Here is a 13,521-nt window from a genome sequence, read left to right on the forward strand (position 1 = left end):
TTTAAGAAAAAGCACTTCACTACTTTATTGCTTCTTTGACTTAAAAATACTCTCTATATATAGTTTTTCAATAGGTGATATAGCGTATCTTGACAAGCTTTTAGTGTTTTTTTGCTCACTTTTCACCCAAAAAATCATTTAGCGCATCGCATATCAACTGGAACGGAAGCATGATCATTTCTGGTACTTGAACTGAGAAGCAAGCGGTGTACTCCGTTGGAAAAGGTTTCCCCCCCTGTGTCAGGATAGTTGTCATCCCATTAAAATCAGGCTCTAAATGAGAATCTATGATGGGGGCAACAAGGAATCAAGAGTGCGCCCAAATTGGCTATCGGCGATGGCGAATTGGGATTTTGGAAAGCGGTGAGTAAACTCTGGCCGGAAACCAACCAGCAGCACTGCTGGGTGCATAAGACCGCCAATGTCCTGGAAAAGCTGCCGAAAGCCATGCAGTCCAAGATCAAAGCGGCTCTGCACAGGCCATCTGGCAGACGGAAAGGCGCTGATCAAGCATTTAACCGCTGTCTTGAACGGTTCGAGCTGAAATATCCGAAAGCGATGACGCGCCTGGTCAAAGACAAGGAGGCTATGCTGGCATTTTATAATCATCTGGCCGAGAACTGGCAGCATATCCGCACCAGCAATCCGATCGAGTCGGTCTTTGCCATCGTCAGGCTGAGAACGACCAAAACCAGGCATTAGTAGCCGGACGACAATATTGGCAATGGCATTTAAACTGATAGAAACGGCCCAGAAAAAATGGCTGCGCTTAAGAGGCTATCAACAGTTAGCCGAGGTCATTGCCGGCGTGAAATTCACCAACGGCATCAAACAAACCGGAGATCAACAACAGGAAGCCGCTTGCTTTTCCATAAACCGGATTTGACTGTAACTTGGTAATACTCTGCTAATTTAACAATGTCATGGAAGTTTTATATTCACAAAGATGATTTCAATCTCTTCATTACTAGCAGGTTGATGTATCAAAACCTGTTTTTTCCAGGATTGCTTTATGAAATTTTTCCGCCTCGGAGGTATGCTCGCTTAAACCTAGATCAGGAGAAATTGTTCCTGTAAACTGGCGTATACCACTCGTTTTCCTCTCATTCACCACTTCCAGAATAGTTTTCCATCCAATTTCATGTGTATCGGTGGCAAAGGCAAAAACCATCGCTAAGTCGCAAATGTTGTTAATTAGTCGAGGCACTCCCTCAGTGTAATAAAATACAGCTGCACAAGCAGATTCCTTAAACACTGAAGTCCTTCCACCGGCTGCCTGAATACGATGTGCTATGTAATTCTTTGTTTCTTCAAAATTAAGGGGCTCTAAATGATATTCAATGGAAATACGTTGAGCAAATTGAGCGAGCTCGGGCAAATTAAGTTTATCAACCAGTTCCGGCTGTCCTGCTAATATAAGTTGCAGCACTACGTGAGAACTCACATTGATGTTGGACAGCAATCTTAATTCTTCAAGTGTTTCAATATCCATATTCTGAGCTTCATCAACAATCAATACGACACGTCGTTTTTTTTGACTTTGTTCAGCTATAAATTTGACAAAAATTTGATAACGCTCGGATTTATCCTTAGCGTCATGCTGGATATTAAATGAAGCCAATACCCATGTTAGTAGATCGCCAAAGCTACTATGTGTGTTAGTGATCAACCCTACGGCGCATTGATCTTTAATTTTGCCTAACATGCACCTGATCAATGTTGTTTTGCCTGAACCTATCTCGCCGGTAATCACTGTAATGCCGGCTTGACTCACTAACCCATAATTAAGTGTAGTTAAAGCTTTTTTATGCTTAGAGCTCAAATACAGAAACCCAGGATCAGGTATAAGAGCGAATGGTTTTTTGTTAAGTCCAAAAAATTTTTTATACATATTTACGGCAATAAGTTCTTAGTGGGAGCTTATCATGAAAATCTCACTGAGAGCGTGACTCAGATGATCTTATTATGCTGTACTTATTGGATAAGCTGATTCTATAACAGATCAATGGGTGGACATCAAAAGATCCAACCAAATTCAAGCATTCCTAATATTTAGGAATAAAAAACAAACTTTATACACTGCTTTCTTTGTTTTTTATAGCGTACTTTTTGAAATTTAAATAACTCTCTCAGATTGAAATTTCCAAATGTCGCGGAGATATTATTACAATGCACAAACAGTCTAGATTAAAGAAACTTTTCTCACTAAAAAGGCCACTATTAATGTGACCTTTTTGTTTTATTATGGGTAATTTAGCTATCCAGAACCTTAAGTAAGGTCTCTATAAATGGCATTGACTTAAATTTTTTGCGTTTTAGTCAAATTTTTCAGGTAAGCTAAAAAGTCATCTTTTAGCTCTTTGTGCAGCAATCCATGTTCTACTGTTGCAATTAAAAAGCCCAGTTTGGAACCGCAATCATAGCGTTTTCCTTCAAATTCATAAGCCAATACTTGTTCGTCAACCAATAGATCAGCGATCGCATCAGTTAATTGAATTTCGCCTCCTGCGCCCCGGCCTGTCTTTTTAATTTTGTCAAAAATAGCCGGAGTAAGAATATATCGGCCTACAACCGCCAAATTTGATGGTGCTGCCTCTGGTTTAGGCTTCTCAACAATAAGCTCTACAGGCGCATATGCACCTGAAGATTCTCCCGTTTTCACGATACCGTAACTACCTGTTTCAGAGGGGTCAACTCTTTCGACACCAAGAATAGAAGTATGTTTTTGTTCATAGAGACGCACCATCTGCGCCATACATCCTCTGCCGGCATCCGCAATCAAGTCATCCGCCAATATAACGGCAAACGGTTCATTGCCTACTACAGATCTGGCACAATATACGGCATGACCTAGACCCAATGCTTCAGATTGGCGAATAAAAACACATGAAACATGCGCAGGTAAAATATCCCGAATCATGTTCAACGTTTCAAACTTACCTTTTGCTTCAAGCTCTTTTTCAAGTTCGTAAGCTTTATCGAAATGATCCGGTATAGCTCTTTTATTACGACCGGTAACAAAAATCATAGTATCAATACCGGCTGCAACAGCTTCTTCTACAGCGTATTGAATCAGCGGCTTATCAACGATTGGCAACATCTCTTTCGGGCTGGCCTTGGTTGCTGGTAAAAACCGCGTACCTAACCCTGCAACAGGGAAAACCGCTTTAGTAATTTTTTTATTCATTCACTTTTTCCTTAACTTGTATAATAAATCGATAATTTTATTTATCGGTTTGCAAATTTAATCAAACCGAACAATTTATATTCAACTGCATAACGTTGCAAATACCGAACAATTTATATTCAACTGCATAACGTTGCAAATATAGAATCATTTATTACGCCCATAAGAGTCTTCAAAGCGCACGATATCATCTTCACCCAAATAACTACCCGATTGAACTTCGACCATTTCTAGTGGAATGATGCCTGGGTTTTCAAGGCAATGCACTGTACCCAAAGGAATGTAAGTAGACTGATTTTCGGAGAGCAAGATTTTTTCCTCGTCCTTGGTCACTAAAGCCGTACCTTTTACCACAACCCAGTGTTCTGCACGATGATGATGTTTTTGTACAGATAATCTGGCTCCGGGCTTAACTACTATGCGTTTAGTCTGGTAACGCTCACCGCTATCCACGGAATCGTAATGTCCCCAAGGCCTATAAATTTTACGATGCAATTCCGCCTCACTGCGCTTAAGTTGTTTTAGCTGAGCGACAATATCTTTTACTTCCTGCACTCTGTCTTTCGGCGCAACCATCAATGCGTCAGCGGTCTCTACAACAACCAAGTCGCGCACTCCAATAACAGCAACCAATTTATTTTCAGCGCGTATGAAGGAATTTTCGGTATCAACGGTCAATACATCACCACTAATGGCATTGCCAAACTGATCTTTATCGGCCACATCCCATAATGCCGACCACGACCCTACATCATTCCAACCAGCGTCCAATGGAATCACTACAGCTTTATCAGTTTTCTCCATCACTGCGTAGTCAATGGAATCTGCCGGGCATGCGGAAAAGAGCGCTTTGTCCAAACGGGTAAAATCCAAATCCACTTTAGCGGCATCAAGTGCACGCTTGCAAGCCGATAGCATATCCGGATTAAATTTGTTGAGTTCTTGCAGAAAAGTATCTGCTCTAAAGGCAAACATTCCGCTGTTCCAGAAGTAATCGCCGCTTTCTAAATAATACCTTGCTGTGTCTAAATCGGGTTTTTCAACAAAAGCCGCGACATTAAAAGCCTCCCCTTGTTGTAAAGCATCACGCTTGATATAGCCATATCCGGTTTCAGGCTCCGTAGGTACGATTCCAAACGTAACTAATTTCCCCTGCTCTGCCAGAATCTTTGCTTGCGCAATAGCGTGATGAAAGACTTCCAGGTCCAATATGACATGGTCCGCGGGCAATACTAACAAAACATCATCTTCGGAATCCGCTGTCAGGGCCGCCATAGCGACAGCCGGTGCGGTATTTTTACCCATAGGTTCCAGGATTATTGCGGACGGCTTAACGCCAATTTCCCATAATTGCTCAGCTAACATGAAGCGGTGATCTTCATTGCAAACAGCGATAGGCGCCTTCATTCCTGCGACTCCACTGAGCCTAAGCACTGTTTCCTGCAACATAGTATGATCAGAAATCAACGGCAGAAATTGTTTAGGAAACTGTCCTCGAGATAATGGCCAAAGTCTTGTACCGGAACCACCGGATAAGATAACGGGAATCATATCTTTTTATCTTCCTTTGCTTTGTTAAAAGTTATAAATCCTAACCAAAAATAATTTTAACACTTCTTTATTAAGCCTAGATTGTTTTCAATCAATCGTGGAGTATCACATCAGTAAGACAAAACTTTTTAGGATAAGAGAAATTCTGCCTAGCAAAGCCAGTGATGCGGCGGAATAGTCGCTAATCAGCGACAATTTATTGAAACTATTCCATATATCGCTCGCACAGGCTCAGCTTAACGAAACTTGACGGCAACTTTTGGTCGTTGGCATAAAAACTTACGCACGTTATCATCACTGATCATGTAGGATAAAAAATCGTGTAATGCTTTGATTTGATTACCATACATGTCCCAAAAACGCCAATAATGATGAAGAGGTGATTTATGCATTGACGGGATTGCGCAGAGCAATTTTTTATAAATTGAACAGTTTTTGCCGTACAACATGCTCCATGATCTAGCGCTTGGCAAGAATTTACCAAGCCATGCTCGATTTGATGATTTATTAATTTGGTGAAGTATTGTATGAGCTTCATTTGAGAATGAAGCTAGATAAGCTGCTGAAATTTATTCTGCTTGGGATAATGAATCAGGAAGTATTATCTTTAAACTTCAAATTGAAGATTCAAGGCTATTGCATGACCACTTCGCTACGCAGCCATAAAGATGAAACAAAAAAGCCGCGAATGTTCGCGGCTTTTTTTAAATACATTGGAGCGGGAAACGAGATTCGAACTCGCGACCCCAACCTTGGCAAGGTTGTGCTCTACCACTGAGCTATTCCCGCGTTTTAAATATTGTATAAATGGAGGCTGCGAGCGGAATCGAACCGCTGTTGATGGCTTTGCAGGCCACTGCATAACCACTTTGCTACGCAGCCTTAAAGGTAAAATAAAAAAGCCGCGTACATTCGCGGCTTTTTATAAACACATTGGAGCGGGAAACGAGATTCGAACTCGCGACCCCAACCTTGGCAAGGTTGTGCTCTACCACTGAGCTATTCCCGCGTTTCAATTTATTTAGTCATTATAGAGTTTTTCTTAATAATGTCAACTTTTGTTTTTATTTATTGAACATTAATTGATAAAACCCAACCGTCTTTACCTTGACATTCGCCTTCCAACATTTGAACTTTAGCAAAAGCATTTTTCTTGCCAGAAAAGTCCTGCAGATCCGTAACAGTTACAGGAGTCCCTTGAGGCATATGCTTGCAGACCCCGGTTCTGTCGTCTTCTTCTGTATCATCATATGCTGCTATAGTGCCTGGCACGGCGACCAAACGAATGGTTGCTGCTTTATCATAGGTATTTGGGCTCTTTAAAACATATTTTTGTCCCACTACAAGATTTTTGATTGCAGGTCCGGAAACAGAGCTCGAGGAATCTCCGCCGCTGGCCATTATGATAATTAGAAGGACTACTACCCCTCCAATAGCCCCAAAAAATACTTTTGGATTTTTTTCTTTTAAATTCAATATTGAAGAAACCAGATTTCCAGCTACACTTTTCATTGAGCTTTCGCTTTTGTTAACATTTTCTTCGATTTTGTTAACGTTTTCTTCAGTTTTGTTAACATTTTCTTCGTTACTCATTTTTCATCCTCACGATATTGTAATTTTATTTATTATATTTATTGAGACTCTGCCCAAACTATCATCATCCGCTTGCTCAGATAATCCAAAAGCGAGATTTGCCTGACTAAACTACTGAACTATAAATAAAAATTTTACGATCTTTTATTTAGGCAAGAGCTTTCATTTCACCCAACCATAGCAATTTTAAAAATCGACAGTCCATTATCAAATTTCCAAATTAATACACCAACTTACCACGATGAAAAAACTTTTCAAGTGCTATGTAGGTTCTTATTTTATCTAATCAAATAAAATCATAGCCTTTTTTAGTATGAGCCGGTTTTTCTCTTTCCGTTATACGTTGATATTCAAATTGCCAATAACCTAGCCCGACATTTTTTCTGTTTTTCAAGACGACAGGAAAGTCTTCCTGTTGTGTAAATAAATGAATAATGTCGCCTTCTAGCATACAAGTATCAGTAATAATATAGATTTTTTCGCTTTCGTGCTCGTTTCCTGTATAAAGCAAAGCTTTCTGTAGCTCATCCTTTTCCGAAGCATCCACCGGCCTGTAAGTTACAGCAGCAGATTGCTGTGCCAACAATTGCATGCCAAAATCAATCTTTCCACTTTGTTTAGCTACAACTATCTTGTTGACTATGCCTAGGGAGCGCTTGTGCTCCGGCATATCTGTTTTTCTAAAACTAACCAGACTCCCCACAGATAAAACACCTGTTTTTTCAAATACACAGGATAATAATTGATCGGAACCTGACTGGGCCAAAAACTCCAAATTTTTTTCAGCATCCGCTTCCGATGAACTCTGTAGCTCGAATGACGCATCCAAGCCAATAGCAATATATCGATCTAATCTGTCGCTAAAAAAAAGAGTTCCCTGAAGATCGATTCCCGACCATCTTTGCCCCAGGTAATCAAGTAGTTCTGACGATAGCTTTACACTATTATTTTTCGGCACATACATTGAGCTAAATCTTGCATCGGTCGCGCTAATCGACTTTTCCTTCTGCTGTAAGTTTTTAATTAGCCTAGTAAAATCTATATATAGCGCATCCAGATCATTTTTAGCATTCATATTTTCCTGATAATGCGGTGGTTTATCTTCATCCGTTGAGACAATACATTGCATCTGTTGACCAGCAACAGCCTCATTTTTCAAATTTACTAAAAAATGTATTGTTTCTATGAAGTTATAAACCAACAAGATCTCTTTTTGCATCAATCCTGTCGGATCGGCAAGACTGAGCAGCAGAATCTGCTTATAACATTCTTCAGGAGTGCTTGCTTTATTGGACTGGTTTGTGCCATTGACTATTTTAGTCCTGTCTTTTTTTATTTCGACACTGAGTTTATAAAGCGAATGGAGATCTATCCATACCCAGTCTGGAATAGACATCCCCATGAGAAAATGATTAATGACAATGTTGCTTAATCCTCTAATACAGCGATGAATTGCCAATGCCGCATTCTTCCCTTGGAACCAGCTCACATTACGCCGAGTCAAGCCTTTGAGCACTATCCAGTAGCCTATAGAGAATTCCTTTTCAATTGAGACTAATACATCGAGAATTTTCCCGTCATTGTCTTCTTTCGGAAATCCGGATTTTATAAGTCTTGAACGAAGATAATCCTCAATAATAAGTACGCTAGGTCTTACAATCTCCAGAGCATCCAACCTCATCTGACTATCCATCTCGATGGAGTTACAATCTTTGATAAAATCGTAAAGCAGACGTGTGGCTAAACCAGGATTGGCTGTGGGCAATTCGGTAATCCATTGCTGTAATGCCTTACTTGAAAATTCTTTGAGGCGCCGAGGATCATTCTGTTGCGCTGGAATCACCAGATAGAATGAGTTCTTCACATATTCACCGATATTAACTTCGCTCTGTAATAAACGACCAAGCCATTCAACCCATGCTTAAATAACGCTCACCAGTATCATGAATAATGGTGACAACTGTTTTTCCCGGCCCCAGTTTTTTAGCCACTCTCAAAGCAGCACAGACGCTGGCTCCTGACGAAATTCCAGCCAGAATGCCCTCCTCTTCGATTAATCGCTTGCGCACTGCGAATGCCTCATCCGTGCTGACCAATTCAATAGCATCCAATAAATCCACGCTCAGATTCTTGGGGACAAATCCGGCGCCGATACCCTGAATTTTATGCGGACTATGTGTACCGCCCGATATAACGGGGGACTCAACGGGTTCTACCGCAATCACCTGAAAATCTTCTTTTCTTTTTTTGATAACATCGGCAACCCCTGAGATCGTTCCCCCCGTGCCGACGCCGCACACAAACGCGTCAATGTTCCCATTGGTAGCCGACCATATTTCCTGTGCCGTCGTCTGCCTGTGTATTTCCGGATTAGCGGGATTCTCAAACTGTTGAGGCATAAACGCACCCGGCGTGCCGGCAACGATTTCTTCGGCCTTATTAATAGCGCCCTTCATGCCTTCGGGGCCGGGAGTTAAAACAATTTCCGCCCCGTACAACGCCAGCAACTGCCGTCTTTCTACCGACATGGTTTCCGGCATGGTCAATATGCACCGGTAACCGCGCACTGCGGCAACCATTGCTAGAGCAATACCTGTATTGCCCGATGTCGGCTCGACTATCGTACCGCCGGCCTTAAGCCTGCCCTCTCGCTCGGCCGTTATAATCATGGCCAGGCCAATCCTGTCTTTAACGGAGCCGCCGGGGTTGCGAGATTCAAGCTTGACCAATACATCAGCTGAATCAGCCTCGGTAATATGCCGCAATTTCAATAAACTGGTATTGCCAATCAATTCACTAATATCCTGAGCGTAAGCCATGTTTTTTCTCCTATAAATTTATTGATCTCGACGATGAGATAATTTTAGACCAAACTAGCAAATCGGTTTAGACGAGAGAATCGGCTATCAGCCGCCTCCCTTTCTCGTCATCATGCCTTTTGATGGATTATAACCAATGATCGCCGCTGTCATAAAAATAACAAAGGCGACAAATGTATAAATAAAAGCTTCCTGATTAAACTGCTCGTACAAGGCAAATCGCGTTAACTCAACCGCCTGGGAGAAAGGATTGTATTTAGCCAGGTTATACAGCAGTTCACTGGACTCCTTGATTTTCCATAAAGGATACAGCGCCGTGGACATGAAAAACAGCGGAAAAATTACGAAATTCATGACCCCTGCAAAGTTTTCGAGTTGTTTTATGAATGAAGACAACAATAATCCCAGAGCGCCCAGCATTAGTCCGGACAGCATCAATGCCGGCAATATCCACAGATATCCCTGCCACGGCGCCTGGATGTCATAAAACCAGGCAATCGCTAAAAACACATATACCTGCAGGATGGATACTGCCGTACCGGCTAATAATTTGCTGAGTAATAAAAAACCTCGTGGTAGCGGGCAAACCATCAGTATCCGCATGCTGCCCATTTCCCGGTCGTATACCATCGATAATGAACTCTGCATGCCATTGAACAGTTGAATCATGCCTATCAGGCCCGGCGTAATGTAAACTTCATAAAGAATATAAGTTTCATAAGGCGGTGTAATGGCGAGGCCCAATGCGGCTCTAAAACCGGCAGCAAATACGAATAGCCAGACCAAAGGCCTGACCAGAGCGGAGATAAAGCGCTCACGTTGCGTGACAAAACGCCACAATTCACGCCAGATGATGCCCCACATTGCGCGCCAGTAATGCAAAACATTCATGCCTGCTCTCCTTGCGTCAATTTGTAGAAAGCCTCTTTAATCGTTGCGGCATGGGTAATTCCCTGAACTTCATCAACGGTGCCCTGGGCTTTAATGCGGCCTTTATGAAGCACGATCAAGCGATCCTCCGGATAAATTTCATCAATTAAATGACTCGCCCACAAAACAGCCATCTGGTGCTCAACTGCCAGCCGGTGCACATGTTCCACGATATCATGACGGCTGGGCACGTCCAGGCCGACGGTGGGCTCATCCAATAACAGCAGCGACGGCTTATGCAATAACGCTCGCGCAATCTCGACCCGTCGTCTATGCCCTCCATTAAGCTCCCGTATTTGCTCAAAACGGCGCTCAACCATGTTCAAGCGTTCCAGCTCTTCCTGAATCCGTTGTGCGGCCTGTTTGCGGCCCATGCCGTGCAAAGCCGCGTGGTAACGCAGGTTCTGCATCACCGTCAAATCCATATCCAAGGTGGTCTGTTGAAAAACCACGCCCAGTTTTGCCAATGCCTTGCGCGTTTGCCGCTTGATATCGAAGCCGCATAATTCGATGCGGCCGCTACGGGTATCATATAGCCGCGTAATCAATGAAAATAACGTGCTCTTGCCGGCGCCGTTTGGCCCTAACAGGATTGTGCACTCCCCCTGTTGAATCTGGAAACTGACCTGATCAAGCGCTTTCTTTCCTCCGTAGGAAAAGCTTAAGTCTTGAATTAACAATGCTATCGGCGCACTCATGGCTTGACTGCGACTCCCCAGGGATAAAGCCCCACACCGACCGATTTAGTCACTTTCTGGTTCTCCAGATCGATAATAGAAATATCGTTACTGGTACCGTTAGTGCTATAGAGTCTTTTTTGATCGGGAGAAAAAGCCAGATTCCAGACCCGCTGCCCGACCAGCAGATATCTTTCAACCTCAAACGTCTTTGCATTAACTACCGCGACACGATTTGCAGGTCCCAAGGCCACGTAGCCTCTGTTTCTGTCCTTGTCGATCACGACGCCTACCGGCTGAATTTTATCTTTAGTGACGCCGGCTATTTCAAAGCTGATGGTTTTGATGGCCTGTTTCGTGTTAGCGTCCAGAATCGTTAAAGTGCCGGCCATCTCCGATGTCGCCCATAACTGCTGACTGTCGGCTGTAAAGTTGACTGCACGGGGGCGGGGATCAACCAGGGTGTTGTCGGTAATCGCCATGCTTTTCGTGTCGATCCAGTGCAGCATGTTCGTCGTCTCGGAGGCACTGACCACCCAGCGGTTATCAGGGCTGACCGTAATGCCTTCTGGCTCGACACCTACCTGAATCTGTTTGACGGCTTTTTTGCTGGCGGTATCGATCACGGTTACCAAACTGTCATCTTCATTGGAGACATAAAGCCGGTCGCCGGCCGGATTCAGCGCGAATGTCTCGGGATCCTCGCCCGATGGCAATTGGCCTAGCACTGCCAAAGTGTTTGCATCCACGATCTTGATCGTATCGTCATCGCTGGTGGCAATATACAGATAGTTATTATCTGGACTGATGGCGATGCCGCGCGGGCGCTGACCGACAGGCACTGTCTTGATTAATTTGCCTTCCATCGGATCGACGACAGCCAGGGCATTATCCTTTTCCAGCGTGACGAAAACCGTCTCCGCCTGTACTGAGCCTATTGATGCCATCGCCAAAAACAGCATTAAAAAATTTTTTTTCATGTGGATGCCTCACTTACATGTTGATTCGGACTGATCATAACCCAGGGTGTCGAGTTCGGTTTTCGGATGCAGAAAACCTTCAATCGGCGCTACGGCGACCAATGATCTGGGCGCCGCCAGCAAAATCGGCTGCCTTAACTGACCATTCCAGGAGCGGAAAGACAAGGGATTGCCTTTATAGCCCTGCAGCGCAAACTGCTCACTCAATAAATAATCCCTAACCGGCTTCAATTCATTGGATTTCGTACGCGTAGTCGCCTCGCCTATGGCCCTGACAGCCAGATAAGCCGCATAATCCTGCTCTTCCATCCAGCGACCGGTCTGCTCCTTGAAGCGATTTTGAATCTGTACGGCGCCCCACTGCTCATGCGTTCGATGCCATGACGTGGCAATCAGACCCTGAGTTCCGATTACCGGCCGTGGATACCAGGTGCGGTAATCAAGATATTCCCCAAACACCCCCTGTTCATCGGCAACGACCAACACGTCATAATCATCCACCTGGGTAAATACAGCCACATCCGATTGTGCTGTGCGTCTGGCATCATAAGTATGCTCCCAGGTTTTTTCTTCCACTATTTTCATGCCGAAACGCTTGGCGGCGCGCCTGACCGCATCGGCAAACAGGCGATCCTCGGGATTGGGACCAATGACCAGAAACCACTCAGTCCAGCGTTTCTTCATCATATATTGGGCTAACGCATCGGCCCGCATGGCTCTGCTGGGCAGCATGTGCAGCACGTTTTTGCGGCATTGCTCGTTGCGTAAGGCATCATCGCGCGTGAATGCATCGAACAACACCATTTGCTGGGCTGCAGGCAAATCGGCAATGCTGGTCATCTGTTCGGCTGGCAACGTGGTCACGACGAATTGAAACTTTTCGCTGATGTCTTTGTTGAACACATCAGCAACGTTACCGCCGATCGGCACGATGAATTTTTTCAGGACAAATTTCTGCCCGGTGAACTGGCCTGTCGTATTGTTATCGCCAATCGCCAGCTCTGCCCCTAAAACGCCCTTGTTTTCGATAAAAGGGTCCAGATTGGATAAAGGCGGAGGCGCTTTTTGCTCTTGCGCCAAATATGCGATATTGACTGTCTGTTTAGCTTCCGCATAAACCAGGCCTGCAGTAAGCAATTGAATAATAAATAAAAGTTTAATAATTATCCGAAGAGACTGGCTATCAAACACGGTATTTCCTGACAATAAAAACGAACAAGTCATCAATTTTAACGGATTCATCGACTTTTTTTTGCTTTTCGTTGAAGTTCGCGCAGAACGTTATATTGAAATTTGCCAATTTACGACAATACTTGAATTTATCTTAATAATAACAACCATCACACCATGGCCTCTAATGACACAAAAGCTGCCAATAAATTTTTTTACCTTAATCCATCAAAGAAGCAAATGGTCAATAATCGCATTGCTACCCGCTACATAAGAAAAGACATTACAGTCATCCTCAGTAAAAACAGTTTGCTTAATTTTGCTCGCGAAATTCCGGTTGACTTAATTGATATCAGCAGCAAAGGCGTCTTAATCCGCAGCCATAAAAAACTCAATATTCGTGACAAAATAACATTGAAGCTCAAATTTGATCGTGGCAAAACATTTAAAATCGAAGGAACCGTGGTCCGCAAGTCAACTCTCTCGAACATTCGATATGGAATCAAATTCAATCGCTATAATGACGAACTTGGGGATTATTTGCTGGAAACTCAGAAAGAATTAATATTCAGATAAGTCCCATTTCGTAACGCTCTGGTAAAATATCCAGTTCA

11 protein-coding genes, 3 tRNA genes and 1 pseudogene are annotated in these 13,521 nt (G+C 43.4%); 2 read left to right on the top strand and 13 right to left on the bottom strand.

The genetic code is table 11. The features are described from left to right. Positions 1-312 precede the first annotated feature (312 nt). Positions 313-886 (top strand): annotated as a pseudogene (locus METLU_RS26715) (transposase); the annotation flags it as partial. Between the two features lie 81 nt (positions 887-967). Here METLU_RS26715 and METLU_RS0110750 read toward each other — a convergent pair. From METLU_RS0110750 to METLU_RS0110810, 13 genes are all read right to left on the bottom strand, one after another. After that, positions 968-1,891 (bottom strand): ExeA family protein, encoded by a 924-nt coding sequence (locus METLU_RS0110750; RefSeq protein WP_027158211.1) that lies wholly within the window; start codon positions 1,889-1,891, stop codon positions 968-970. A 408-nt stretch (positions 1,892-2,299) separates the two neighbouring features. After that, positions 2,300-3,187 (bottom strand): UTP--glucose-1-phosphate uridylyltransferase GalU, encoded by an 888-nt coding sequence (galU, locus tag METLU_RS0110755; RefSeq protein ID WP_027158212.1) that lies wholly within the window; start codon positions 3,185-3,187, stop codon positions 2,300-2,302. Between the two features lie 147 nt (positions 3,188-3,334). Then, entirely contained in the window at positions 3,335-4,738 is a 1,404-nt protein-coding gene (locus tag METLU_RS0110760) for a mannose-1-phosphate guanylyltransferase/mannose-6-phosphate isomerase (protein ID WP_027158213.1), read from the bottom strand. A 714-nt stretch (positions 4,739-5,452) separates the two neighbouring features. Continuing rightward, positions 5,453-5,527, bottom strand: a tRNA-Gly gene (locus tag METLU_RS0110765). Positions 5,528-5,546: 19 nt separating this feature from the next. Continuing rightward, positions 5,547-5,620, bottom strand: a tRNA-Cys gene (locus METLU_RS0110770). Positions 5,621-5,672: 52 nt separating this feature from the next. Continuing rightward, a tRNA-Gly gene (locus METLU_RS0110775) sits at positions 5,673-5,747 on the bottom strand. Positions 5,748-5,806: 59 nt separating this feature from the next. Continuing rightward, the gene (locus tag METLU_RS0110780; protein WP_027158214.1) at positions 5,807-6,331 is read right to left on the bottom strand and encodes a hypothetical protein; all 525 of its coding nucleotides are present in this window, start codon (positions 6,329-6,331) and stop codon (positions 5,807-5,809) included. A gap of 286 nt (positions 6,332-6,617) precedes the next feature. Then, positions 6,618-8,195, bottom strand: a complete 1,578-nt coding sequence (locus tag METLU_RS0110785; protein WP_027158215.1) for a hypothetical protein — start codon at positions 8,193-8,195, stop codon at positions 6,618-6,620. Between the two features lie 46 nt (positions 8,196-8,241). Then, positions 8,242-9,150, bottom strand: a complete 909-nt coding sequence (gene cysK / locus METLU_RS0110790) for a cysteine synthase A (protein WP_027158216.1) — start codon at positions 9,148-9,150, stop codon at positions 8,242-8,244. A gap of 87 nt (positions 9,151-9,237) precedes the next feature. Further along, positions 9,238-10,041, bottom strand: a complete 804-nt coding sequence (locus tag METLU_RS0110795; protein ID WP_027158217.1) for an ABC transporter permease — start codon at positions 10,039-10,041, stop codon at positions 9,238-9,240. Beyond that, positions 10,038-10,778 carry an ABC transporter ATP-binding protein gene (locus METLU_RS0110800; RefSeq protein ID WP_027158218.1) on the bottom strand — a complete coding sequence of 247 codons (741 nt, stop codon included), beginning with the start codon at positions 10,776-10,778 and terminating at the stop codon, positions 10,038-10,040. Before METLU_RS0110800 ends, METLU_RS0110795 begins: the two co-directional genes overlap by 4 nt. Further along, positions 10,775-11,737: a PQQ-dependent catabolism-associated beta-propeller protein gene (locus tag METLU_RS0110805; RefSeq protein WP_027158219.1), complete on the bottom strand. Its 963-nt coding sequence runs from the start codon at positions 11,735-11,737 to the stop codon at positions 10,775-10,777. The genes METLU_RS0110800 and METLU_RS0110805 overlap by 4 nt, the downstream gene beginning before the upstream one ends. 9 nt (positions 11,738-11,746) lie before the next feature. Next, on the bottom strand, positions 11,747-12,979 hold the full coding sequence (locus METLU_RS0110810; RefSeq protein WP_231383585.1) for an ABC transporter substrate-binding protein: 1,233 nt from the start codon (positions 12,977-12,979) through the stop codon (positions 11,747-11,749). Between the two features lie 105 nt (positions 12,980-13,084). Between METLU_RS0110810 and METLU_RS0110815 the strand changes: the two genes are divergently transcribed. Continuing rightward, entirely contained in the window at positions 13,085-13,483 is a 399-nt protein-coding gene (locus METLU_RS0110815; protein ID WP_027158221.1) for a PilZ domain-containing protein, read from the top strand. Positions 13,484-13,521: the final 38 nt, after the last annotated feature.

The sequence above is a fragment of the Methylobacter luteus IMV-B-3098 genome, from assembly GCF_000427625.1.
GTDB classification, from domain to species: Bacteria; Pseudomonadota; Gammaproteobacteria; order Methylococcales; family Methylomonadaceae; genus Methylobacter; species Methylobacter luteus.